Annotated in this window: 21 protein-coding genes and 1 pseudogene; 14 read left to right on the forward strand and 8 right to left on the reverse strand. The window is 67.8% G+C overall.

Features of this window, described 5'->3' with window-relative positions; translation table 11 throughout:
- Positions 1 to 665, forward strand: a 665-nt coding sequence (locus tag ACFQS7_RS22540) for a transposase (RefSeq protein WP_380069392.1), incomplete at its 5' end; no start/stop codon positions are given.
- A gap of 50 nt (positions 666 to 715) precedes the next feature.
- On the forward strand, positions 716 to 3,085 hold the full coding sequence (locus ACFQS7_RS22545; RefSeq protein WP_380069393.1) for an ATP-binding protein: 2,370 nt from the start codon (positions 716 to 718) through the stop codon (positions 3,083 to 3,085).
- 5 nt (positions 3,086 to 3,090) lie between these two features.
- On the opposite strand, the gene ACFQS7_RS22550 is transcribed toward ACFQS7_RS22545, so the two are convergent.
- The 6 genes from ACFQS7_RS22550 to ACFQS7_RS22575 form a co-directional block, all read right to left on the reverse strand.
- Entirely contained in the window at positions 3,091 to 3,798 is a 708-nt protein-coding gene (locus tag ACFQS7_RS22550; protein WP_380069394.1) for a response regulator transcription factor, read from the reverse strand.
- Between the two features lie 322 nt (positions 3,799 to 4,120).
- Positions 4,121 to 4,747: an isochorismatase family cysteine hydrolase gene (locus ACFQS7_RS22555; RefSeq protein WP_380069395.1), complete on the reverse strand. Its 627-nt coding sequence runs from the start codon at positions 4,745 to 4,747 to the stop codon at positions 4,121 to 4,123.
- Between the two features lie 19 nt (positions 4,748 to 4,766).
- Positions 4,767 to 6,179 carry an alpha/beta fold hydrolase gene (locus ACFQS7_RS22560; protein WP_380069396.1) on the reverse strand — a complete coding sequence of 471 codons (1,413 nt, stop codon included), beginning with the start codon at positions 6,177 to 6,179 and terminating at the stop codon, positions 4,767 to 4,769.
- A 4-nt stretch (positions 6,180 to 6,183) separates the two neighbouring features.
- Complete coding sequence (locus tag ACFQS7_RS22565; RefSeq protein ID WP_380069397.1) at positions 6,184 to 7,197, reverse strand: alpha/beta fold hydrolase; 1,014 nt, start codon at positions 7,195 to 7,197, stop codon at positions 6,184 to 6,186.
- A gap of 33 nt (positions 7,198 to 7,230) precedes the next feature.
- The gene (locus tag ACFQS7_RS22570; RefSeq protein WP_380069398.1) at positions 7,231 to 7,668 is read right to left on the reverse strand and encodes an organic hydroperoxide resistance protein; all 438 of its coding nucleotides are present in this window, start codon (positions 7,666 to 7,668) and stop codon (positions 7,231 to 7,233) included.
- Positions 7,669 to 7,703: 35 nt separating this feature from the next.
- Positions 7,704 to 8,978: an epoxide hydrolase family protein gene (locus ACFQS7_RS22575; RefSeq protein ID WP_380069399.1), complete on the reverse strand. Its 1,275-nt coding sequence runs from the start codon at positions 8,976 to 8,978 to the stop codon at positions 7,704 to 7,706.
- 253 nt (positions 8,979 to 9,231) lie between these two features.
- Between ACFQS7_RS22575 and ACFQS7_RS22580 the strand changes: the two genes are divergently transcribed.
- From ACFQS7_RS22580 to ACFQS7_RS22625, 10 genes and pseudogenes are all read left to right on the forward strand, one after another.
- Complete coding sequence (locus ACFQS7_RS22580; RefSeq protein WP_380069400.1) at positions 9,232 to 10,062, forward strand: enoyl-CoA hydratase/isomerase family protein; 831 nt, start codon at positions 9,232 to 9,234, stop codon at positions 10,060 to 10,062.
- A 10-nt stretch (positions 10,063 to 10,072) separates the two neighbouring features.
- Positions 10,073 to 10,783 (forward strand): SDR family NAD(P)-dependent oxidoreductase, encoded by a 711-nt coding sequence (locus ACFQS7_RS22585; protein WP_380069401.1) that lies wholly within the window; start codon positions 10,073 to 10,075, stop codon positions 10,781 to 10,783.
- A gap of 1 nt (position 10,784) precedes the next feature.
- Entirely contained in the window at positions 10,785 to 12,581 is a 1,797-nt protein-coding gene (gene sdhA, locus ACFQS7_RS22590; protein ID WP_380069402.1) for a succinate dehydrogenase flavoprotein subunit, read from the forward strand.
- Between the two features lie 33 nt (positions 12,582 to 12,614).
- On the forward strand, positions 12,615 to 13,325 hold the full coding sequence (locus ACFQS7_RS22595) for a type 1 glutamine amidotransferase domain-containing protein (RefSeq protein WP_380069403.1): 711 nt from the start codon (positions 12,615 to 12,617) through the stop codon (positions 13,323 to 13,325).
- A gap of 5 nt (positions 13,326 to 13,330) precedes the next feature.
- Complete coding sequence (locus tag ACFQS7_RS22600; protein WP_380069404.1) at positions 13,331 to 13,939, forward strand: flavodoxin family protein; 609 nt, start codon at positions 13,331 to 13,333, stop codon at positions 13,937 to 13,939.
- A gap of 220 nt (positions 13,940 to 14,159) precedes the next feature.
- Positions 14,160 to 14,867 (forward strand): hypothetical protein, encoded by a 708-nt coding sequence (locus ACFQS7_RS22605; RefSeq protein WP_380069405.1) that lies wholly within the window; start codon positions 14,160 to 14,162, stop codon positions 14,865 to 14,867.
- Positions 14,868 to 15,180: 313 nt separating this feature from the next.
- On the forward strand, positions 15,181 to 15,339 hold the full coding sequence (locus ACFQS7_RS22610) for a helix-turn-helix domain-containing protein (RefSeq protein ID WP_380069406.1): 159 nt from the start codon (positions 15,181 to 15,183) through the stop codon (positions 15,337 to 15,339).
- Between the two features lie 154 nt (positions 15,340 to 15,493).
- Positions 15,494 to 17,173 (forward strand): tyrosine-type recombinase/integrase, encoded by a 1,680-nt coding sequence (locus ACFQS7_RS22615; protein WP_380069407.1) that lies wholly within the window; start codon positions 15,494 to 15,496, stop codon positions 17,171 to 17,173.
- Positions 17,170 to 18,270 carry a tyrosine-type recombinase/integrase gene (locus tag ACFQS7_RS22620; RefSeq protein WP_380069408.1) on the forward strand — a complete coding sequence of 367 codons (1,101 nt, stop codon included), beginning with the start codon at positions 17,170 to 17,172 and terminating at the stop codon, positions 18,268 to 18,270. Before ACFQS7_RS22615 ends, ACFQS7_RS22620 begins: the two co-directional genes overlap by 4 nt.
- Positions 18,270 to 19,295 (forward strand): annotated as a pseudogene (locus ACFQS7_RS22625) (recombinase family protein); the annotation flags it as partial. The gene ACFQS7_RS22620 and the pseudogene ACFQS7_RS22625, both read left to right, overlap by 1 nt.
- A 639-nt stretch (positions 19,296 to 19,934) precedes the next feature.
- Here ACFQS7_RS22625 and htpG read toward each other — a convergent pair.
- The gene (gene htpG, locus ACFQS7_RS22630; protein WP_380069409.1) at positions 19,935 to 21,764 is read right to left on the reverse strand and encodes a molecular chaperone HtpG; all 1,830 of its coding nucleotides are present in this window, start codon (positions 21,762 to 21,764) and stop codon (positions 19,935 to 19,937) included.
- 90 nt (positions 21,765 to 21,854) lie between these two features.
- On the opposite strand from htpG, the gene ACFQS7_RS22635 reads away from it, so the two are divergent.
- Together ACFQS7_RS22635 and ACFQS7_RS22640 are read left to right on the forward strand one after the other, a co-directional pair.
- Positions 21,855 to 22,205, forward strand: a complete 351-nt coding sequence (locus ACFQS7_RS22635) for a DUF952 domain-containing protein (RefSeq protein ID WP_380069410.1) — start codon at positions 21,855 to 21,857, stop codon at positions 22,203 to 22,205.
- A gap of 4 nt (positions 22,206 to 22,209) precedes the next feature.
- Entirely contained in the window at positions 22,210 to 22,398 is a 189-nt protein-coding gene (locus tag ACFQS7_RS22640) for a hypothetical protein (RefSeq protein WP_380069411.1), read from the forward strand.
- Between the two features lie 145 nt (positions 22,399 to 22,543).
- Here the strand turns inward: ACFQS7_RS22640 and ACFQS7_RS22645 are convergent, their stop codons facing one another.
- On the reverse strand, positions 22,544 to 24,682 hold the full coding sequence (locus ACFQS7_RS22645) for a putative bifunctional diguanylate cyclase/phosphodiesterase (protein ID WP_380069412.1): 2,139 nt from the start codon (positions 24,680 to 24,682) through the stop codon (positions 22,544 to 22,546).
- Positions 24,683 to 24,799 lie beyond the last annotated feature (117 nt).

A 24,799-nucleotide genomic window follows, 5' to 3' on the forward strand; every position in this document is an offset into this window, starting at 1 on the left:
GCGGCATCCGCACCTCGGCCCGGCGGGTCCGGCGCCTGATGGGCCAGCACGGCCTGCTCGCGCCACACCGCGTCGGCCGTCCCGAGCAGCGCGCCCATGACGGCACCATCACCACCACGGCGGTGGACGCGATGTGGGGCACCGACATGACCGAGACTGTGACCGTTAAAGACGGCCGGGCCCGGGTATTCGTTGCCGTCGACCACTGCTCGGGCGAGTGCGTCGGCAACCATGCCGCCCGCTCTGGCAACCGCTTCGAGGCACTCGAGCCGGTCCGCCAGGGCGTGCTGCGCCACTTCGGCCGCATCGAAAAGAATGCGGCCAAGGGTCTCTCCCTCCGTCACGACCACGGCTCCAACTACCTGTCTGGCGACTTCCAGGACGAGATCGCCTTTTTCGGCATCGAGAGCTCGCCCTCCTTCGTCCGCCAGCCCGAAGGCAACGGCGTCGCCGAGCGCTTTATCCGTACCCTGAAAGAGAACTTCCTTTGGGTGCACACCTTCGACACCATCGAGGAGCTGCGCCGCGGGCTGCAGGATTTCGTGGCTCACTACAACGCCACCTGGCTCGTCGCCCGGCACGGCTACCGCACCCCGAACCAGATCCGCGCCGAGCAACGCGGCCTTGCTCGATGCCAACTGGCCAACCTACCCTTGGCCGCCTGAACAGCGCAGCCAGCTGTCTCAACAACCGGCCGCACTACAGCAAGACGACGGTGGCCATCGCCATCGCCGATGAAGCAACGCCAGCCCATGGCGCTGGTACCTTCTTCATCGATCTCGCTGCAGCATCGAATTCGATCACGCTGTCGAGCGTGGTAGCCGGGACGCTGGGGCTTGCTGTGAACTCGGACGATCCGATTGCGGAGCTGGTGGAATTCCTGGCAGATCGGCAGGCGCTGATTGTTCTGGATAGTTGCGAACACGTGCTGGAAGCGGCCGGTGACCTTGCGCATGCCCTTCTAGAGGGCACCACCAGCTTGCGAGTTCTAGCCACAAGTCGCGAATTGCTCCGCGTGGAGGGCGAAACCGTTCATCAGCTCGAGCCACTCGCAGTGCCACCAGACATCCCCTCGTTGACCGTACGGCAGGCCCTCGCTTTCCCCGCCATCGAACTTTTCGTGGAGCGGGCGAGTTCGCAATCTCACGCATTCGAGGTCACTGACGAAACAATATCTGTTGTCTCAAGCATCTGCCGTAAACTGGATGGGATGGCGCTTGCGATCGAACTTGCCGCCGGCCACGTCCGAAGCATGGGTCTGCGCGAGCTGGCATCGCAACTCGACGACCGTTTCCAGCTCCTGATGCAGGAGCGTAACACTGCCCTGCCGCGGCACCGGACGTTGGCGGCAGCGCTGGACTGGAGCTACAATTTCCTCGACTCGACCGAAAAAACGGTCCTGTGTCGGCTCTCAATTTTCGTGGGCGGCTTCACGCTTGAGGCTGCGCAAACGATAGCGATCGATGAAGCGGACGACCAGGCTGACGTCATTCGTGCAATTGCCGACTTGGTTGCTAAGTCCTTGGTTTCCGTGAACGCCAAAGGCCATCGGCCGCTCTATCGGCTGCTCGACACGACGCGCGCATATGCATCCGAAAAGCTGGTGGAGAGCGGCGAATACGCCTCGACAGCACGACGCCACGCTGCGCATTGCTGCGCCGTTCTGTCTCGCGCTGGTACCGAAGCCGAGATCATGGGCAGAGAGGATTGGCTCCATGCTTACGGATATCAGATCGACAATCACCGCAAGGCGCTGGACTGGTGCTTTTCGACCACGGGCGACGCCATGCTGGGCGTTGCCCTGACCGAGGCCTCGCTCCCCCTTTGGATGCATCTATCACTGATGAACGAGTGCCGGTCCCGCGTTGCCCAATCACTCTCGGTCCTCACGTCCCGGGAGAAGCGGGATCTGCGCCTCGAGCTCCGCTTCCAACATGCCCTCGGCGCGGTGCTGCTCAACATCGAGGCGTCCGGCTCTGTGCTGGAGACCGCATTGAACGAGGCGCTGGCAATCGCTGAGCAGCTCGATGACACCGACTACAGAATGCGCGTGCTTTGGTGCCTGTGGTGTCATGCACATAACCGCGGCACCTTTCGCGAAGCCCTGGCGCTTGCAGACCGATTTTGCGATGTCGCAGCCGATTCTACAGACCCCGTTGACCCGCTGACCGGCGAGCGCATGCGCGGCTTCACGGTCCACTTCCTCGGCGACCAGCGAGTGGCACGCCATAAGATCGAGTACATGCTGGACCGCTACGTGGTGCCGGTGCACCGCGCGCACATCATCCGCTTCCAGTTCGATCAAAAGATTACGGCCCGCAACTTCCTGGTCTCGATCCTCTGGCTACAAGGGTTCGTCGCCCAGGCCCTTACGATGAATACGACGAATGTCGAGGAGGCGCAGGCGCTCGACCACACGCTGACCCTATGCAACTCCCTGACGAAGGGAGCCTGTCTGCTGACGCTCATGGCGAACGACCTGCCTGGCGCGCAGCACTACGTGGATCTCCTGCTCAAACGGTCGGCAAGGGATGGCCTGCCGATCTGGCATGCCTGGGGAAAGTGTTTCCAGGGCATTCTCATGATCAAGCAAGGCGACGTCACGACGGGACTGGATCTGCTTCGGGCTACCCTGGCCGTGTTGCCAGAGAATCGCTTCTCGTTACGCCAAACCTGGGTCTACGCGGAGTATGCCGCCGGGCTGGGGCTTGCCGGCCAGGTTGAGGAAGGGCTGAGGGTTATCGACAAGTCGCTCCGCATGTGCGAGCGCGACGAAGAACTCTGGTGCATCGCCGAGGTCCTGCGCATCAAGGGTGAACTCCTCCTGGTATTGGGCGACGAGGCAGCACATCTCGAGGCGGAGACATGCTTTCGGCGGTCGCTCGACTGGGCCCGCCGGCAAGAAGCCCATTCCTGGGAGCTGCGCACCGCGTTGAGCTTGGCGCTGCGCCAGCAGAGACACGGGCGGCGACGCGAGGCGCTCGATCTCCTGGCGCCCATCTACGGGCGTTTCATCGAAGGATTCGAGACGGCCGATCTGCGGCGGGCCAAGGCGCTCATAAGGGTGCTGTCCGCAAACGGGTGATGGACCTATGCCGGCTCCGCATGCGCGGTTGCTCCGAGCTTTAACCGATCCGCCATGTTCACCAGATCGGCAAAGGAGCGCGCGTTCATCTTGCGCATGACCCGCCCCCGGTGCGCCTTTACAGTGATCTCGCTGATCCCGAGTTCTCCCCCCGCCTGCTTGTTCAGGAGCCCCGATACGACGAGCCGCATGACGTCGCGTTCGCGCCTGCTCAGGGACTCATAGCTCTGGCGGAGGCGGCCGAGTGCCGTCCTCTCCCGCAGGCCAGCTTCGCTGCGCACTAGGCCATTGCGGACAGCATCCACCAGGAGGTCGGGCCGCACCGGCTTGGGCAGGACGTCGACGACTCCGGCCTTCATCAGGCGCACCGTCATCAGGATATCCGCAACTCCCGTCACGCAAACGACTGGCGTATCCTTTCGCTCCGCGGTGAGCCGTTCATGGAAACGCAGATCACCATACCAGGGCACCGAGACGTCGAGCACGAGGCAACTCGGCACGGTGTCCTCAGGCTCCGACAGGAAAGCCCTGGCCGAGGGCAACTCTCTCGACCGCCAACCCATGGCGCGAGAGATCTCGGTAAGCGCCTCCCGTGTATTCGCGTCCTCAACGGCGATGAATACGATGGGTGCGGACGGCCCGAGTGAGGGCATACCAACCGAAAAGGAGGGCGAGGTGTTGGCATTCATCACGACCTTCGATGCTTGTTGCATGACCCGAGCTCCTGCTGGCTTCCCTGCATCAGCTACAGAGCGCCTCTCCTCCCAGAAATGGCGGTCCGGAAGAATTATCCTTGGATGCAGCGTCGTCGCTTGACGGCTTGGGACATGTTGCCCGTTCCTGAATCCACCGCGAATCAATCGTCATGAATTGTCATGTACCTCCCGAACTACCTTTGACGGACGGTAGAACGGCGATGCAGAAGGATCCCAAAACGCATGACAGGCGCCGGGCTTCTGCCCCGGCACCTGCCGTTCATCACAGACCTCAAATATGCGGGACCGGGGAACCGCCGATCCTTACCCTGCTGCCCGCTTAGCCGCCGGGGAGCGCTGCGATTAGCTCCCTGGTCCTCAAAATTTGATGAGCATAAGTCGGGCCGTTCAGCTCATGCGCGGCATGCATCATCTCCATTGTGAAGGCCGCCGTCGCATCGCGGATAAGGGTCACGTGAAAGCCGAGCTCCATCGCGTATCGGGAGGTGGATTCGATGCAGGTATTGGCGAGCAGGCCCACCACAATGACATGCGTGATGCCGTGCTGTCGAAGCTGCTGGTCGAGGTCCGTGTTCGCGAAGCCACTCTGAGCCCAGTGCTCCTTGACCACGATGTCGCCCTCGCGCGGAGCGAAGTCGGGATGCCACTCGCCCCCCCATTCCCCGCGGGCGAAGGAGTGCCGCTTCATGATGGCGCGCTGCGTTGGATTGGGATGGCACCAGCATTCGTAGTCGCCGGGCTCCCAACGCCGGTGGGGGACGATGAATACCTTCAGCCCGGCTCGCCGCACGGCCTCGTTGATGCGCCTCAGATTGTCGAGGAGGCCGACCTCTTCGGCGACGGCCTTCACGCGCGGCCAGATCTTCCCGCCCTCAGACAGGAAGTCGTTGTACGGGTCGACGAAGAGCAGCGCCGTCGAGCGCTTGTCGTAGAGAGTCTGCGACATGGAAGCCTCCTGCATCCGGTCAGCTGGCGATGGCTACGCGTTCGATGCTTGCTGCAAAGAGTGGCGTCTCGCCCCGGTTATGGGCGATGGACATGGGCTGCCGCTGAGCCCTGAAAACGTCGAAGGGGATACCTTGCCGGTCGAGGAAGGTCTTGAACTCCGGCGTGGCCGTCGAGCGAACGCGGTTGGTGAACTCGCAAATCCCACTCTCCAGCGGCTTCACGCTCATTTCCCAATGGACATGGATGGTAGTCCGTCCACTGGGCGTGAAGACATCGGAGACAGACTCAAGGATCAGGTGATCCTTCCGGCCGAAAGTCTCGACATAGTGCTGGACCATCAGGCTGCCTCCGATGATCTCGACATTGATGGACATCCGCCTGCCGTCCGGCGCGGTGGTGAAGCCGGCGGCAAGATGAGCCGGGGAGCAGCCTTGATATTCCTGCTCACTGAGCGAGAAGCACCAGGCGGGGATGTCGATCTTCTCCAGCGGAGCGTGGATCATCGCCGTGAAGCTGGAATCGACGATCTCGTCCTCTTTCATGTCATTCTCCATTGTTGGATTTCGGTTTCCGGTGAGCTGGAGGAAGCGGCCGACCAGCGCGGCGATCCGATCGGCCTCCGTGTCGAGGGCGAAATGCCCGGCATCCAGGATGTGGATCTCCGCCCCGGGCACATCGCGCCGGTAGGCCTCGGGCTCGGAAAGATCGAAGGACGGATCGTGCCTCCCCCACAGAACGAGGAGGCGTGGCCGCGTCCGGCGGAGCCAGTCCTGCCAGGCGGGATAGGCGGCGACGTTGCTCCCGTAGTCGTGGAAGAGCTTGGTCTGGATATCGGACTGGCCGGGACGGCCGAGGAAGGCGAGTTCATCGGTCCAGAGATCCGGATCATAGTGCTCCACGGCGGGATCGTCGCCGACATGGCGCCGCCGCGTCGCCTCGGGCGAGAGTAGGTTGACCCGCAGCGCCGCCTCGTTCGCGGCCCGGTCGGCCCAGAAGGCGCGGCGCGTCACCCAGGCCGGTCCGAGGCCCGTCTCATGCGCCACGGCGTTCTGGATGATCAGTGCCTCCAGCCGCTCCGGATGCGCCAGGGCCATCCGAAAGCCGACCGGCCCGCCGTAGTCCTGCAGGAAGAGGCTGTAGCGCGAGAGGCCGAGGTGCTCGGTGAAGCGGATCATGACCTCCGCGAGGCGGTCGAAGGTGTAGGGGAAGACGGCCGGCTCCGGCGCCGCACTGTGGCCAAAGCCCGGATAGTCCGGCGCCACCAGGCGGTAGCGGCCGGAGAGCCGCTCGAGCAGGGGCTGGTACATGCGCGACGAGGAAGGCAGCCCGTGCAGCAGCAGGAGCGCCGGCGCATGCGGATCGCCGGCCTCCCGCCAGAAGATCGGCAGGCCGTCGACCTCGGCCGTGCGGTAGGTGATCGCGCGGCGCATCGCTTCACATCCTGCTGGCGTCTACCACGGCCCGGGCAAAAGCTTCCGGCGCCTCCTGCGGCAGGTTGTGTCCGATGCCGGGGCGGATGGTCCGGTGCTCGTACTTTCCGGAGAACTTGCCGGCATAGGCCTGCGGGTCCGGATGCGGCGCCCCGTTCGCATCGCCCTCCAGCGTGATGGTGGGCACGTAGATCGCCGGCCCCGTGGCGAGCACCCGTTCCACTGCGTCGTACTGCGCCTCGCCTTCAGCAAGGCTCAGCCGCCAGCAATAGTTGTGGATCACGATGTCCACATGGTCGGGATTGTCGAAGGCGGCGGCACTGCGCGCGAAGGTCGCCTCGTCGAAGCGCCATCGCGGCGAGGCGGTCTGCCAGATCAGCTGGGCGAAGGCCGCGGTATTGGCGGCATAGCCGAGCCGCCCGCGTTCCGTGGCGAAATAGTATTGGTACCACCAGGCGAGCTCGGCCTGCGGCGGGAGCGGCTGGCGGTTGGCCGCCTGGCTGCCGATCAGGTAGCCGCTGACCGAGACCATCGCCTTGCAACGCTCCGGATGGAGCACTGCCATGATATTGGCCGTTCGCGCACCCCAGTCGTAGCCCGCGACTACGGCAGCCGGAATCCGTAAGGCGTCCATAAGCGCGACGGCATCAGCCGCGAGGGCAGCCTGCTGGCCGTTGCGGGGCGTCGTGGACGACAGGAAGCGCGTGGTCCCGTAGCCCCTGAGATGCGGCACGATCACCCGGAAGCCGGCGGCAGCCAGGATCGGTGCGGCCTCGGCATAGCTGTTGATGTCGTAGGGCCAGCCATGCAGCAGGATGACCGCGGGCCCCTGCGGCGGCCCGAGCTCCGCATAGCCGATGCTGAGCGGACCCGCCTCAACCTGACGGATGGGCCCGAGCGGACGGGATTGCGCGGCGACAGAAGCCGGAAGTCCGATTTCGGCGGCGAACACGGCGGCCGCCCCGACCAGATGCCGGCGGTCGAGCTGAAGCGCTGAGGGTGGGGCCAGGCTGTTCATCGGGAATGCTCCTTCATCCGGAAGGTAGGCGCGTCAGACCGACACTTCGGTCGTGACGTCGATGTTGCCGTGCGTCGCCCGCGAGTAGGGGCAGAGCGTGTGCGCCTCGTCTGCCAGCGTCTGAGCGAGGCCGCGCTCCAGGCCCGGAAGGCTGACGTTCAGCCTGGCGCTGAGGGTATAGGCGCCGTTCACCAGGCTCAGATCGACCTCGGCATCGATGGCCCGGTCGGGCGGAAGGGCCACCTTCCGTCGATGCGCGGCGATGCCGATGGCGCTCTCGAAGCAGGTCGACCAACCCGCGGCGAAGAGCTGCTCGGGGTTGGTACCCGGTCCATGCGCACCGGGTGGCGATATGCGGATGTCGAGCAGCCCGTCCGAGCTGCGCGAGGTCCCGCCCTCGCGTCCGCCCGTCGTGTGGACCCTGGCGGTGTAGAGCAGCTTGGCGGCGTATGGGACAGCGGATTGGCTCATCGTCATCTCCGTCTCGGAACGGGCTGGAGGTCGCGTCAGGCGCGCAGGCGCCGGAAGGCCGTGCGCAGCTCGGCGCAGAAGGGTTCGGGCTGCTCCCAGGCCGCGAAGTGCCCGCCATTCGGGAGCCGGTTGAAATGGATCAGATTGGGAAAGGCCCGCTCGGCCCAGCTGCGCGGCGCCGCGTAGATCTCGTCCGGGAAAACGCTGACGGCGACCGGGATGGTGACGTTTTTGGGTGCGAAGAAGGCAAGCTTGTTCTCCCAATAGAGCCGCGCGGATGACACAGCCGTCCGTGTCAACCAGTAGAGGGTGATGTTGTCGAGCACGTCGTCGCGCGAGAGCCCCTCGCGTCCGCCATCGAAGACTCGCCGGATCAGCTCGTAGCTGCGCGCGTCGTGGTCGAGGATCCAGGCGGCGAGGCCGATGGGTGAATCCTCCAGCCCGTAGAGGGTCTGCGGTCGGTTCGACATCTCCTGCGCGTAGCCGAGGCCGTGCTTGTAGAAGAAGCTGAGCTGGTCATAGGCGTTCTGCTCCTCGGCCGAGAGGCCGGCCGGCGGTTCGGCGTCGGCGGCAAGCGCACTCGAGATCTCGCCCGGCACCGTCGCGGGCATGTTGGTGTGGATACCGACCAGCTCCGGCTGCCCGAGCAGCGCCATCTGTTCCGTGACGGCGTCGCCCCAATCGCCGCCCTGCGCGACGTAGCGCTGGTAGCCCAGTCGGTACATCAGCGTCGTCCAGGCGCGCGCGATGCGCTGCGGGTCCCAGCCCGTCGCCGTGGGCTTGGCCGAGAATCCATGCCCGGGAAGCGAAGGGATCACGACGTCGAAGGCATCCTCAGCCTGACCGCCATGAGCGGTGGGGTCCGTGAGCGGCGCGATGACCTTCAGCTGCTCGATCACCGAGCCGGGCCAACCATGGGTGATGATCACCGGCAGCGCTCGCGGATGCCGCGAGCGAACATGGATGAAGTGGATGTCCAGCCCATCGATCTCGGTGAGGAACATCGGCAGGGTGTTCAACTTTGCTTCCACCCTCCGCCAGTCATGGTACTCGCGCCAGTGCTCGGCGAGCTTGCGCATGGTGTCCAGCTGCACGCCCTGCGTCGCATCCGGGACAAGCTCCTGGCTCGGCCAGCGCGTCTCAGAGATTCGGCGCCGAAGATCGCGCAGCGCCTCGTCCGGAAACTGGGCCTGAAACGGGCGGATGCCGTCGGTGGCCCGGGCCCTGGTGGCCATCACGGAAACGGTGCCGGCGGCCGCGCCTGCGACCAGCATGTCGCGACGGGTGAAGGACGGGGCGGGGTCTAGCATGATGGTTCTCCGGAGACCATGGCCGTGGCCGGAATGGCCCGTTCGGCTCCGCCAAGCTGCGCCTCCCGCGTTCCTAGAACGATTGCACCTTGGTATCGCCGATACCTTGGAGAACGACGCGGGCGAGCAGCCCGGATCGCGGGCACCGCTGAGACGAAGGTATCGCCGATACCTTCGTCCGATAGGATCCCTTACCCCTCATCTGCCATCCAGCTTCGGCCGGCATGAACCGGCGCATCCGTCGGAGGCAAAGATGTCGGAGCCCAAGCAAATTCTACTCCAGCGGCTTTCGCCTGCCTGGTGGCGCGTCACCTTCGACCACCCGCCGCTGAACATCTTCGGGCCGGACGCCCTGCCGCAGCTGAACGAGATCGTCACCGCGATCGAGACGGATCCCGAGGTGAAGGTCGTCGTCTTCGACAGCGCGGTCGACGACTTCTTCATCACCCATTACGACTTTCTAGCCGATCCCGAAGCGACGTTGAGCCTCCCCCCGGGACCGACGGGGCTGCAGCAGCTTCCCGACCTCCTGGTCCGCATCAGCCGCGCGCCCGTGGTCTCGATCGCCAAGATCCGCGGACGCGCCACCGGCGTGGGCAGCGAACTCGCCCTCGCATGCGACATGCGTTTCGCCAGCCGCGAAAAGGCCATCCTCTCGCAATGGGAGGTGGGCGCTGGCCTGGTGCCGGGCGGCGGTCCGATGGCGCGGCTGCCGAGACTCATCGGGCGCGGCCGCGCGATGGAGGTGCTGCTCGGGGCGGATGACGTCGATGGCGTGCTGGCGGAGCGCTACGGCTATGTGAACCGCTCCTTCCCCGATGCGGAGCTCGACGGCTTCGTCGATGCCCTCGCGCAGCGGATCTCCACCTTCGACCGCCAGGCAATCGCGGAGACGAAGCGGCTCGTGAATATCGCTAGCCTTCCGCCCGACGCAGACATCGCTCCGGAATGGGATGCCTTCCTGGGCTCGCTGAATCGCCCGGCCGCGCAGGAAAGGATCAGGAAGCTGATGGATCGTGGTTTCCACCGGCCGGGTGAGGTCGAGGCCCGGCTCGGTCACTATGTCGGTCAGCTCGGTGCGTGAGGTCGTCGCCATGAACGCGGACAGCAAGGTCGCCGTCGTCACGGGCTCTTCGCAGGGAATAGGTGCGGCCCTGGTCGCTGCTTTTCGGGCGCGCCGCTACAGGGTCGTCGCAATCGCTCGCTCGATGCCGGCGTCCGACGACCCGGACGTTCTGCCCATTGCAGGCAACATTGGCGACCGCCGGACAGCCGAGCGCGCGATCTTCGAAGGCATGGCGCGCTTCGGGCGCATCGACACGCTAGTGAACAATGCCGGCATCTTCGTCTCGAAGACTTTCACCTCCTACACCGTGGCCGATCTCGAAGCGGTGCTCGCAGTGAACACCTTAGGTTTCTTTCATATCACCCAACTCGCCATCGCTGAGATGGAGAAGCGCGGCAGCGGGCATGTGGTGCAGTTCACGACCACCCTGGCCGAGCAGGCGAGCTCGCGGGTACCCGCCGTCCTGGCGGCACTCACCAAAGGCGGCCTGAATGCTGCGACCCGCACGCTGGCCATCGAATATGCGCGACGCGGAATCCGCGCGAATGCCGTATCGCCCGGTATCATTCGTACGCCCATGCATCTGCCCGAGACGCACGCCGCCCTGGATGGGCTACATCCGATCGGCCATATGGGCGAGATCTCCGACATCGTGCGGGCTGTCCTCTATCTGGAGGACGCGCCCTTCGTGACGGGCGAGATCCTGCATGTCGATGGCGGCCAGAGCGCAGGTCACTGACATGACCCAGTCCTACGATATCATCGAACATGCTTATGACATCGCCATCGTCGGCGCTGGCGGTGCGGGCATGCGCGCCGCCCTCGGCATGGCTGCCTCGGGCCTAAGGACGGCCTGCATCACTAAGGTTTTTCCAACCCGTAGCCACACTGTCGCGGCCCAGGGCGGCATGGCGGCCTCGCTCGGCAACATGGGCGATGGCGACAACTGGCGCTACCACATGTACGACACCGTCAAGGGCTCCGACTGGCTCGGCGACCAGGATGCCATCGAGTACATGTGCCGGGAGGCCGCTCCCGCCGTACTTGAGCTGGAGCATTACGGCGTGCCCTTCTCGCGCACCGAGGATGGCCGGATCTACCAGCGCCCCTTCGGCGGCCAGACCATCGAGTACGGAAAGAGGATGGCGCAGCGGACTTGCGCTGCCGCGGACCGCACCGGCCACGCCATCCTGCACGCGCTGTACCAGCAATGTCTGAAGCACGGCACCGAGTTCTTCGTCGAGTACGTGGCCCTCGACCTCCTGATGGACGAGGAGAGAGCCTGCCGCGGCCTCCTGGCCTGGAACATGGAGGATGGGACGCTGCATCGCTTCCGCGCGCATCGCACCGTGCTCGCCACCGGCGGCTATGGCCGGGTCTACTTCTCCTGCACCGCCGCGCACACCTGCACCGGCGACGGCAATGCCATGGCGCTCCGCGCCGGCCTGCCGCTGGAGGACATGGAGTTCACGCAGTTCCACCCGACCGGTATCTACGGCTCGGGTTGCCTCGTCACCGAAGGCGCGCGCGGCGAAGGCGGCTATCTGACGAATGCGCAGGGCGAGCGGTTCATGGAGCGCTATGCGCCCACCGCGAAAGATCTCGCAGGCCGCGACGTGGTGTGCCGCGCCATGACGATCGAGATCAACGAGGGCCGCGGCGTGGGCCCGCAGAAGGACCACATCCATCTGCACCTGGAGCATCTGGGTGCCGAGCTGCTGCACCAGCGGCTGCCGGGTATTAGCGAGACCGCCAGGATCTTCGCCGGCGTGGACGTGACGAAGGAGCCGACCCCGGTTCTGCCGACCGTCCACTACAACATGGGCGGCGTTCCGACCAACCTGCACGGCGAGGCAAGGACCGAGCGGCAGGACGACCCCGAGGCCGTCGTCCCCGGCCTCATGGCCATCGGCGAGGCGGCGAGCGTGTCGGTCCATGGCGCCAACCGCCTCGGCTCCAACTCGCTGTTGGACATCATTGTCTTTGGCCGTGCCGCAGCCCACCGCGTCAGCGGATGCGTGCAGCCGGGCCGCAGGCACCCGCCGCTAACTAAGGAAACGACCGAGCGGGCCATCGCCCGCTTCGACCGGATCCGCTGGTCCAACGGCGGCAGCTCGGTGGGTGCGATCCGCCTTTCCATGCAGATCGTTATGCAGAAGCACTGCGCCGTGTTCCGCGACGGGCCGCTGCTAGAGGAAGGCATTTCGCGGCTCGGCGATGTGGCGGAGGCGGCGAGAAGCGACCTCCAGGTCGTGGACCGCTCGATGATCTTCAACACCGACCTCGCCGAGGCGCTCGAACTCGACAACATGATGGCGCAGGCGATCGTGAGCCTTCATTCCGCCCTCGCGCGGACGGAAAGCCGCGGCTCCCACGCGCGCGAGGACTTCCCGAAGCGCGACGACGAGAACTGGCTGAAGCACAGCTATGCTTGGCTCGATGAGAGCGGCGGCGTCCGCATGGGCTACCGGCCGGTCCACCTGCAGCCCCTGTCCAACGAGGTCGCGTCCATCCCGCCGCGGGAGCGCGTCTACTGACGGATTACTCAGCCACCCCCAAGGAGACGACCGATGAAGATCCTCATGGTGCTTACCTCACATGACACGCTCGGCAACACCGGCCGCAAGACCGGCTTCTGGCTCGAGGAATTCGCGGCACCCTATTACGTGTTCAGCGATGCCGGCGTCGATTTGACAATCGCCTCGGTGAAGGGCGGCCAGCCGCCGATCGACCCGAAGAGCGACCTGCCCGAGAACCAGACGCCGGCGATGGAGCGATTCAAGAAGGATCCCGCCGCGCAGAAGAAGTTGGCCAGCACAGTCCTGCTCAAGGACATGCGGGCGGAGGATTTCGACACGGTCTTCTACCCCGGCGGGCATGGTCCGATGTGGGATTTGGCTGACAATGCGGATTCTATCACTCTGATCGAAGCCCTGTACAACTCCGGCAAGCCCGTTGCCGCCATCTGCCACGCACCTGCCGTGCTTCACCGCGTCTCCTACCAGGGCGCGCCGATCGTGAATGGCAAGCGCGTCACCGGCTTCGCCAATAGCGAGGAGGAAGAGGTCCAGCTCACCCAGGTCGTGCCCTTCCTCGTGGAAGACGAGCTGAAACGGCTCGGCGGCCTGTACGAGCAGGCTCCGAATTGGCAGAGCTTCGTCATCACAGACGGTCGGCTGATTACGGGGCAGAACCCCGCCTCCTCCACCGCGGGCGCCCAGGCCCTGCTCCATCTCATGGCCGAGATGCAGCGGGCAGCCCTCGCCCCGAGCCAAGGATGACCGCGATGCCGGATATCAGTCCTTCGGGACCGGAGGTCCTGGTCGCCATCGTCTTCCACAGCGGCTACGGGCACACTGCCCGCCAGGCTGAAGCGGTCCGCCGTTGCGCCGAGAAGGTGGCCGGCGCGTCAGTGTTGTACCTGACATCGGAGGAGGCACCAAAGCGCTGGGATGATCTGGCCCAGGCCGATGCCATCATCTTCGGTGCGCCGACCTACATGGGCAGCGCGTCAGGCCAGTTCAAAGCGTTCATGGACGCGACATCAAAGGTCTTCGCTTCGGGCGCCTGGCGCGACAAGCTCGCCGCCGGCTTCACCAATTCCGCCTCGCGCTCCGGCGACAAGCTGGCGACCTTGCTCCAGTTCGCCATTCTTGCCGGCCAACTTGGCATGCATTGGGTGAATTTAGGCATTCCGCCGGGCAACAATCAATCCAACGGCTCGGAGGAGGACCTCAACCGCCTGGGCGTTTTCCTTGGCGCCGCGGCGCAGTCGAATGCGGATGAGGGGCCTGATAAGGCACCGCCGCCGGCGGATCTGCTCACTGCAGAGAGGCTCGGCGAGCGTGTGGCGAAGGTGGCTCTCCAGATGGCTCGGGGTCGTATGGCCGCCTAACGCGCGCAGTGACCGGGCGCGGTACAGCAGCAGGTTCCGGGCAGGCCCGATTTGGCCGGTGTCTTGCCCGGGTCAGAGAATTTCGTATCCCGGTTCCCACCGCTGCGGGTGACGGGATTCGAACCATCAAGCCCGAGGCGAGCGCAAGGACCTCTCGACCCGCTTGGCGTCGGTCCTGCATGCTCCGTCTATGTACCCGCTATCGTCGCCTCGTCTGTCGTTGCTCGATCTCGCCCGTCACTGGCAGAGGGATATGCCGCAGCGGCCATCGGTCGCTGAAATCGAGGCTTGGTTGCTCCAGGCATTCTGGCGCGGCGAGCTGGAGGTGACACTGCCCGGTGTCGCAGAGGCGCGAGACATCGATCCGCGCGTGCGCGTGCTGAACGGCTGCCGGCACGCGCCACAGGATGCGGGGCTGATCGTGGTCGACCGGCCAGAGGACCTCCCGCCTGATGATCCGGTCGTACAGCCAGACGGCTCGGTCCTGGTGGATCTCCGCCGGCGCGTCATCTGGCCGACAGATCCGGCCCAGCAAACTCCAGAACTGCTGGCGGCCGCCTGTACCGTGCTCGCCGTGGCGAAGTGGGACGACTACCACGACCTGACCAAGCCGGTGCTCGCCATGTTTGAGGTCGGCCGGGATGCTTTCGGCGCGTTCTGCAGCGAGGCTGGCTTCGCGCTGCCGCCATTCTGGTTCAGGCCCGACACACGGCCGGCCACGGTCCAGGCACGGAGCGCCGTTCGCCCGTGGCTACGGGCCAAGGTCGCCGCGGGCGACAAGCAGTACGGCAAGGCCGACTACTGGCGGGAGGCCAAGGCTGCTTTCCCACGGCTCTCTGTGCGCGCTTTCAATGACGCCTGGGCCGAGGAGACTCCATCGACCTGGCGTGAACCGGGGACCCTGAAGGCGTCGAAATCGAGTCGGTGACATTGGGCCAAAGGCCGCAAACCCGCGGCTGGCTTGGGTTTAAATCGAATCACTGCACCTCCTGCAGTGTGCTGACTAATAGGCGGCGGCGATTTCGGTCATCTCGGGGCCGTGACCCATCCGCCCCGCCCCATCCCGATTACCGAACAGACCTGCCCAGTCGAGCCGGCTGACGCGCTGCGCCGGCTGGTCCGCGCCCTGGCGCGGCAGGCCGCGGCTGAGTTGTTCGCCGAGGTGCGTGCGGTGGCCGACCCGGAGCCAGCCGATGCCACCGAAACAACCCAGTCCCACACAACCCAAGCCCGCGCCCCCCTTGCTGACCGTCGCCCAGGTGGCCGGTCGCTGCCAGGTCGCGGTGCGCACGGTGCGCCGCTGGATCGCCGCCGATGAGTTGCCGGTGCTGCAACTCGGCCGCGCCGTCCGCATAGCCGCGAGCGACCTCGAGCACTTCCTGCGCAAAGCTCGGCGGTAACGCGCCGAATTCTCCGGCTGACAGTGCGTGTCACTGTAAGTCCAGTGTTCTAATTCAGCTCGTGATTACTTGGTCTTTCAGAGCGCGTTCCTTTGGCATGCTAGCTAGTCACGATCCGATACTCCAGTCATCATGCGTCATCACGAGGCACCCCATGTCACCCCAACCACCTTCACCAGTCCCTCGCACCCTCGCCGACCTGATCCGCTGGATCGAGGCCGCACCCGACCTCTCGGCCCGCCGCCGCCAGGAACTGCTCTCTGCGCTGCGCAGTATCGCCAAGCTGCTCGGCAGCGACCCGGCGCTGATCCCACTCGAGCCGCGGCTGCTGGTCGCGCGCTTGGCTGAGATCGCGCCGGCAGCTCACGGGCTGAGCCGCGGGCGCTGGAACAATATCCGCAGCCTGCTTCGGGCGGCTCTCGACCTGGCCGAGCCGATGATGCCGGGCCGGCACCTCGATGGCCTGACGCCCGAGTGGCAGGCGCTGCTGGACGCGCTGCCCACCCGCAGTCAGCGAGCCATCCTCACCCGCTTCCTGCACCACTGCAGCGCTGCCGGCCTCGCGCCCGGGATGGTGGACGAGGCGGTGATGGCGCAGTTTGGAGTGGCGCTTGAGCGCAGCTTGCTCAAGTCGCCAGCGACCCAGCTGCGCGATACCCGGGGCGCTTGGAACCGGGCCTGCCGGGAATGCCCGGGCTGGCCGGATCGGCCCGTCGATCCGGTCCTGCGCCCCAAAGGGTACATCGTGGCTTGGTCGGCTCTGGCGCCAGGCTTGGCAGCTGACGCCCGCGCCTACCTGGACAGGCTGGCCGGGCGCGATCCGCTGGAGGAGCTGCCGTTCCGTCCAGTCAAGCCGGGGACGGTCGTCGCGCGCGACCACCAGATCCGTATGGTCGCCTCGGCCCTCGTCCACCGCGGGCGGGACCCGGCCGCGCTGCGCAGCCTCGCCGACCTGGTCGAGATCGGCGCCCTCAAGGAGGCGCTTCGCTACCTGCTCGACCGCCGCGGTGGCCAGAGCAGCAGCGCCATCGCCGACCTGCTCTCGACCGTCAAGGCCATCGCCCGGCACTGGGTCAAGGTGACCCCGACGCACCTCGAGCAGATCAGCGCGCTGCAGCGCCGGCTCGAGGTGCGCAGCCGAACCCTGACCGAGACCAACCGGGCGCGGCTGCGCCAGTTCGACGATCCGGCCAACGTCCGCGCGCTGCTCGGCCTGCCGGCCCGGCTGCTCGCGCTCGCCGAGCGCATCCCGGCGCGGCAGCAACACCGCGCGGCGCTCATGGTGCAGAGTGCCGTGGCTATCGAGCTGCTGCTGATGGCGCCGGTGCGGATCGACAACCTCGCCGCGCTCGACCTCGACCGGCACCTGCTGCGGCCGAACCGGCGCGGGGCGGGCCTGCACCTCGTCATCCCCGGCACCGCGGTCAAGAACCGCCAGGATCTCGAGTTCCCGCTCCCGCCCGAGAGCATCACCCTGCTCGAGTGCTACCTGGAGGACTACCGACCCGTGCTGACCACGGCCACCTGCCGGGCGCTCTTTCCGGGCCGGGATGGCGGCCGCAAGGCGCGCGCCGTCCTGGGCCGGCAGATCAGCAAGGCGGTGTTCCAGCACACCGGTCTGCAGGTCCACCCGCACCTCTTCCGGCACATCACGGCCAAGCTCTACCTCGATGCCAATCCCGGCAGCTACGAGGTGGTCCGCCGCGTGCTCGGCCACCGCTCGATCGAGACCACCACCAGCTACTACACCGGCCTCGAGACCGCGGCCGCGGTGCGGCACTTCGATGCCACCATCCTCAAGCTGCGCAAACCGAATGGCGGGGACCGGACATGACCCGGTCCCTCGCCAAGGACCCGGCCCGGCGCTGCCTCACCCTCGCCGAGTGGCCGCCCGTTGACCGGGAGCGCTGGCTGGCAGCGCTCCAGCCCGGCGACCTCCTCGAGCCCGGCGGCAGCCGGGCGCACTTCCGGCCGGCGACGAACCACAAGGTGCGCGTCGGTTACGGCCGCTGGCTGGCCGGGCTGCAGCACCGCGGCGCGCTCGATGCCGCCGCCGAGCCCGGCTCGCGCATCACCCCTGCCGCGGTCGGCGCCTGGCTGGCCGAGATGCAGCAGGTCAATGCCACCCTGACGCAGATCTCGCGGCTGGAGGAGCTCTACCAGGCCGCCCGGGTCATGGATCCCAGCGCCGATTGGAGCTGGCTGCGCCGGCTTGCCGGCCGGGTTCGGGCCCGGCACCAGCCGGCCCGCGACAAGCGGGCGCGGCTGGTCGGGGCGGAGGACCTCTTTGCCCTCGGCTGCGACCTGATGGCCAAGGCCGCCGGCACACCCCGGCAGCGGGCGGTGCAGTACCGCGACGGCCTGGCCATCGCGCTGCTCGCTGCCCGGCCACTCCGCCGGCGCAATCTGGCCGGGCTCACGCTCGGCACCAGCCTAGTGCAGCGCGACGCGGCATGGTGGATCGTGCTCGCGGCCGCCGAGACCAAGACCCATGCGCCGCTCGAGATGCCCTGGCCGGAGGCGCTCATCCCGATGCTCGAGACCTGGCTCGCCGTGCACCGGCCAACGCTGGCCGGCCAGCGCGGGCGCTGGCACCGGGCGGCGGGCGCGGCCCTCTGGCTCTCGGCCGACGGCTCGCCGATGACCGGCATGGCGCTCTACGACCGGATCATTTCGGCGACCCGCGCGGCCTTCGGCCAGGGCATCAACCCGCATCTTTTCCGCGACTGCGCCGCGACCTCCGTCGCCATCGACGATCCGGCCCAGATCGGCATCGCTAGCCAGCTGCTCGGCCACCGCAGCCAGGCCACCACCGAGCGCTACTACAACCAGGCGCACAGCCTCGAGGCGGCCCGCAGCATGCAGGCCATCATGACCGGCTTACGACGTGGCACCATTCTGCCGGCCGACAAAGCCGAGGAGCCTCGATAATGCGCTGCGGCCTCTACGCCCGCTACAGCTCGGACCAGCAGCGCGAGGCCTCGATTGAGGATCAGTTCCGCATCTGCCGGGTGCGCGCCGAGCGCGAGGGCTGGACCGTGGTCGAGGTCTTCGCCGACGCCGCCATCTCCGGCGCCACCACGCTCCGCCCTGGTTTTCAGGCCCTGCTCATGGCCATGCGGGCCGGACAGCTCGACCTGGTTCTGGCCGAGAGCCTCGACCGCTTTAGTCGCGACCAGGAGCATATCGCCGGCTTCTACAAGCAGGCGCGCTTTGCCGGGGTGCAGGTGGTCACCCTGGCCGAGGGCGAGGTCTCCGAGCTGCACATCGGGCTCAAGGGCACCATGGGCGCCCTCTACTTGAAGGACCTCGCCGACAAGACCCGGCGCGGCCTGGAGGGGCGTATCAAGGCGGGTCGTGCGGTCGGCGAGGTGCCGTATGGCTATCGCAAGGTGATCCGCCTCGGCGCCGACGGCGAGCCCGAGCGCGGCCTACGCGAGATCGATGCGGCCGAGGCGGTCGTCATCCGCCGCATCTTCGCCGAGTACGCGGCCGGCCACAGCCCGCGCGCCATTGCCATGACGCTGAATGCCGAGGGCGTCACGGCGCCCGGTGGCGGCATCTGGTACGACAGCTCCATCCGTGGTCGGCCGCGCCGCGGCGACGGCCTGCTGCGCAACCAGATCTATGCGGGCCGCCTGGTCTGGAACCGGCGCCGTTCCCTCAAGGACCCGACCACCGGCAAGCAGCAGCGCCGCAACAACAGCCCATCCGACTTCGTGATCCAGTCGGTCCCTGATCTACGGATCGTCGATGATGCACTCTGGGAGCGCGTGCAGGCCCGCCTGGCGGCCGACGCAGCATCCCCTGCTGGACCATCCGGCAAGCCGGCCTACTGGCTGCAGCGGCGACCGCAGCACCTCCTCTCGGGCAAGGTGGTCTGCGGCAGCTGCGGCGCCCTGTTCGAGGTCCGCACCAAGGACTATCTGGGCTGCCGCCATGCCCGGCAGGGCGCCTGCCGCAACCGCGACACCATCCGCCGGACACCGCTGGAGCAGCGGGTGTGCGAGGCGCTTGGGCGGCAGCTGATGCAGCCCCAGTTGGTGGCCGATTTCGTCGCCGAGTTCACCGCTGAATGGAACAGGATGACGGCCGAGGCCGGAGCAGCAGCCGAAGGTCACCGCCGCGAGCTGCGAGGTGTTGAGCGGCAGATCGCCAACCTGGTCGATGCGATTGCTGAGGGGCTCGCGTCGGCCGGTCTTCGGGCGAAGCTGGAGGGACTCGAGGCCAGGAAGGCGGAACTGGCGCGCCTGACGGCCGCCACGCCCCATTCCGTTCCAGCGCTGCACCCGAACCTGGCCGAGGTCTACCGTAAGCGGGTAGCGACACTGCATGACGCTTTGAACGCCGGCGATGCGCCCGACGCTCTGGAGGCAGCCCGCGCCCTGGTAGACCGCGTCGTGATCCACCCACTAGGGGACGGCGGTGGACCGCCAGGGGTGGAGCTGGTCGGCGATCTTCTTGCCATGCTGCGGGCCGGCGGCCTCGGCGAAGCGGGAGATCAGGACGTTCACGCCACGAGCGTCCTTGCTATGTTCGCTAGTTCGGTAAAAGAGGGCCAGGGAGGATACTTCCTCTCTGGCCTCGCCTTCGCTTCACCCCAAGGCCAAGGCCGCCGCCACCCGCTTGGCGAAGGCCGCCGGGTCGCGCGGCACGTCGCCGTCCTGCACCCGCGCCAGGTCCAGCAGCAGCCCGGCCGTCTCCGCCAGCAGCGGGTCGTTGACGGCGTTCGCTGCCAGCTTGGCGATCAGCGGATGGCGCGGATTGACCTCCAGCACCGGCAGCGCGCCGCCGGTCTCCCGCCCGGCGCGGCGCAGCAGGCGCTGCATCTGCAGGTCGGGGCCGTATTGGGGTGCGGCCAGCACCACGGCGCTGTCCACCAGCCGGTCGGTGGCGCGGACCTCGGAGGCCTGGCCCTTCAGCGCCTCCTGCAGCAGCGCCAGCAGGGCGGTGACGTCGGTCGCCTCGCCCGCCGGCGCGCCGCCCTCGACCTTCGACAGGTCGATGCTGCCCTGGGTCACGCTGCGGATCGGCTTGCCCTCGTAGTCCGGCAGGCGGTCCGGCCAGAAGGCGTCGATATGGTCGGACAGCAGCAGCACCTCGACGCCCTTGGCGCGGAAGCCCTCCAGCTGCGGGGAGGATGCCAGCGCCGCGGCGTCGTCGCCCGACAGGACGTAGATCGCCTCCTGCCCCTCCTTCATGCGGGACAGGTAGTCGGCCAGCGAGGTCCAGCCCTCCACCGCCGAGGAGCGGAAGCGCAGCAGGGCGGCGACATCCTTGCGGTGCTCGGCATCCTCGAAGATGCCCTCCTTCAGCACCGGGCCGAAATTCTCCCAGAACCTGGCGTACTCCTCCGTGTCCTTGGCGCGGGCCTTCAGCTCCGACAGCACGCGGGCGGTGACGGCCTTCCTGATGCGGGCCAGCACCGGCGTGGCCTGCAGCATCTCGCGGCTGACGTTCAGCGGCAGGTCCTCGGTGTCCACCACGCCCTGGACGAAGCGCAGCCAGGGCGGCAGCAGAGCGGCCTCCTCGGTGATGAACATGCGCCGCACGTGCAGGCGGACGCGGCTCTCGCGGTCGCCCTCCACCGCCTGGAAGGGCTTCATGCCGGGGATGAAGAGCAGCGCGGCGAAGTCGAGCATCCCCTCCGCCCGCCAGTGCAGCGTCGCCCAGGGGGTGTCGAAGGCATGCGCCACATGGCGGTAGAATTCGGCGTACTGCTCCTCGGTCACCTCGGACTTGGATTTCCGCCAGAGCGCGGTGCCCTCGTTGGCTGGCTCATCCTTGCCGTCGCGGGCGACGGTGATGGGGATGGCGATGTGGTCGGCCCATTTGCGGATGATCGTCTGCAGCCGGAAGGGCTCGAGGAACTCGTCCGCATCCGGCTTCATGTGCAGGACGATGTCGGTCCCTGCCTCCTCGCGCGCCGCCGGCGCCAGGGTGTAGTCGCCCTTCCCCTCGGAGGCCCAGAGCCAGGCCTCCTCCGTTCCGGCGCGGCGCGAGGTGACCTCGACCCGGTCGGCAACCATGAAGGCGGAATAGAAGCCGACGCCGAACTGGCCGATCAGGCTGGGCTTGTCGCCGGCCGGCGCCTCCGCCAGCGACTTGGCGAAGGCCAGCGTCCCTGACCGGGCGATGGTGCCGAGATGCTCGACCAGGTCGGCCTTGGCCATGCCGATCCCGGCATCCGAGATGGTGATGGTCCGCGCCGCCTTGTCCGGCAGGATGCGGAGCGTCGGCGCCTCGGGCAGCGCCAGCGCGGGATTGGTCAGCGCCTCGAAGCGCCTCCGGTCCACGGCGTCGGCGGCGTTGGCGACCAGCTCGCGCAGGAAGATCTCGCGCTCGGAATAGAGCGCGTGCACCACCAGGTCCAACAGGCGCCCGACCTCGGCGCCGAATTCATGCCGCTCCACGGTCTCGCTCACGGTGTTCCCCCAACCAGGTGACGTCAGAAACGAGGGGCGATATGCGGGAGCCGCGGCCGGCTTTCAACCGGCGCGGGGGAGATGCGACGGATGGAGCCGATGATCTACACCATGGTTCGCGCCGCCGACTGGCACGAGGCCGAGCGGATCGGCGAATACCGCGGCAGCGCCGACGACCGGCGCGACGGCTTCCTGCATTTCTCGGCCGCCGGCCAGCTGCGCGCCAGCGCGGCGAAGCACCGGGCGGGGGAGACGGACCTGCTGCTGGTGGCGGTGGAGGCGGCGGCGCTGGGCGAGGCGCTGCGCTGGGAGCCGGCGGGCAGCCGGCCGGGGCGGTTCCCCCACCTGTATGGCGCGCTGCCGCTGGCGGCGGTCGCCGGCGTCACGCCGCTGCCGCTCGGGGCCGACGGGCTGCACGGCTTTCCTGCGGAGATTCCCTGAGGGCGTGGCCGGCGGCGACGTGCTGCGCTTCGAGGGCGTCTCCGGCGCGGCGAGCTTCACCTACCTGCGCGACATGGGCGGGGTGACCTACCTGCACGCGGACCGCCTGGCGGATGGCGCGGCGTCGGCGACGCCGATCGTGTCGCATGCGGGGAATGCCACGCTGGTCGCCGGCGACTTCGCCTCCGCCTGAACCGGAACGAAAGGCATTCCCTCCCCAAACCCCACTTTTCCCTTTTGTGGCTCGGCACCTGCCGCGCGGCGAGTGCTACCCCACAAAGATAGCGGAAGGTTGGACGCATGCGTCCAACGGGAGGACAATTCCGCCCCGGCCTTGCCTATCCCCCCAGTAGCGCCACGACCTCGGCCAGCGGCATCGGCCGCCCCAGGTGGTACCCCTGCGCCTCGGCGCAGCCGGCGCCGCGCACCATGGCCAGATGTTCGGGCCCCTCGACCCCCTCGGCCGTCGCCGTCATGCCCAGCTCCGCCGCCAGGCCGGCGACCGACCGCACGATGGCCAGGCAGTCCGGCCGCGCCACCGCGTCGCGCACGAAGGACTGGTCGATCTTGATCTTGTCGAAGGGGAAGGTCCGCAGGTACCCCAGCGAGGCATAGCCCGTGCCGAAATCGTCGAGCGCCATGCGCACGCCCATCTCGCGCAGCTCGCGCAAGGACGCCAGCACCGCGTCGTTGCGCTGCAGCAGCACCGATTCGGTGATCTCCAGCTCCAGCCGCTGCGGCGCTAGGCCGGCGGCCTCAAGCGCCTCCCGCACCACCCGGGCCACCTCGCCGCCGACGAACTGCACCGGCGACAGGTTGACCGCCACCTTGGCATGCGCCGGCAGGGTCGCCGCATCGGCGCAGGCCCGCCGCAGCACCCATTCGCCGAGCGGCAGGATCAGCCCGGTCTCCTCGGCGATCGGGATGAACTCGGCGGGCGGGATCGGCCCGCGCCGCGGGTGGGTCCAGCGCAGCAGCGCCTCGAACCCCGAAGGCCGGTTCTGCTTCAGGTCGAAGATCGGCTGGTAGGCCAGCGTCACCGCGCCGGTGCCCAGCGCCTCGCGCAGGTCGGCGTGCAGCAGCAGGCGCTTCTCGCGCTCCGCCGCCATGGGCGGGACGAAGAAGCGGACGCCGCCGCGCTCCTCGGCCCGGGCGCGGAACAGCGCAAGGTCGGCATGCCGCAGCAGCATCTCCGGCTGCGGCATCGGCCGGTCGTGCTCGGCCACCGCGATGCCGATGGTGGCGCCGATGCTGGCGCGGTATTCGCCCAGCAGGAAAGGCCGGGTCAGCGCCTCGCGCAGCCGCCGCGCCATCCCGGCCGCCCGGCTGCGCAGCGTCTCGCCCACCAGCGCGCCGCACAGCAACAGGGCGAATTCGTCGCCGCCCAGCCGCGCCGCCAGGTCGTCCGGCTCCAGGCACAGGCTGAGCCGGCCCGCCGCCTCGCGCAGCAGCGCATCGCCCACGCCATGGCCCAGCGCATCGTTGACCACCCGGAAGCCGTCGAGGTCGAGCGACAGCACCGCCACGCCGCGCTTCGCCCGCACCGCCTCGGCCAGGCGTTCCTGGAAGGCGGCGCGGTTGGGCAGGCCGGTCAGCGCGTCGTGCAGCGCCAGGTGGCGGATGCGCGCCTCCGCCTCCTTGCGCTGGCTGATATCCTCGAAGACGACGGCGACGCTGTCGTCCAGCCGCATGGTCTGGCTGCGGATCCAGAGCAGGCCCGGCCGGGCGCCCGACCGGGCATAGCTGATCTCGCGCCGCAGCGGCTCGCCGCTGGCCAGCACGCCGGCATAGCCCTCGATCACCGCATCGGTGCGCGGGTCGCCGCGCAGCAGTGCGCGCAGGGAGCCGCCCTGCATGTCGGTGCGGGGTCGGGCGAACAGCCGCGCCGCCTCCGGATTGGCATAGTCGATGGTGAAGTCCACCACCCGGCCGGCCGCGTCGCGCACCGGCACGCCGACCATGAAGCCCTGCGGCGCGGCTTCCTGGGCGGCGCGGAAGCGGGCCTCGCTGACCTCCCGCGCCGCATCGGCGGCCTGCAGGCCGCTGAGGTCGACCACCACGCCGACGGCGCCGACCAGTTGCCCGGCGGCATCGTGCAGCGGGGTCGGGAAGGGAGCGCAGGGCAGCCGGGTGCCGTCAGGCCGTTCGCCGTAGACCCATCGGCCGCGGACCGGCCGGGCGTCCCGCAGGCAGGCCGCCATCGGGGTCCGGTCGTGCGGCAGCGGCGTGCCGTCCAGGGCGAAGAGCCGCCAGGCACCGCACCAGCGGGTCTCGCCGAGCGGCGGGGACCAGCCCCAGAGCTCGGCCGCGGCCTTGTTGTAGAAGGTCAGCCACCCCTGGGCGTCGACGGCATAGACGGCGACGCCCAGGGACTCGATCAACCCGCGTTCCGCCTCGGCGATGCGCCCGCAGCCGGAGCCGGAGGCAAGGACCGACTGCAGCGCGGCGAGCACCGCCGGCGGGATGCCGCCGGTCACGGCCGGCCTGCCGGGGACCGATCCCCCGCGGAGGCTGCCGGCGTCCCGCATCTCCTGGCGCGAGGCATCGATTCTCCTTGGTCCGGACCATGGGTGGCGAAACCGGGGCGGCGAAGC

It is taken from the genome of Dankookia sp. GCM10030260 (genome assembly GCF_042666655.1).
In the GTDB taxonomy this organism is placed as follows: Bacteria; Pseudomonadota; Alphaproteobacteria; order Acetobacterales; family Acetobacteraceae; genus Paracraurococcus.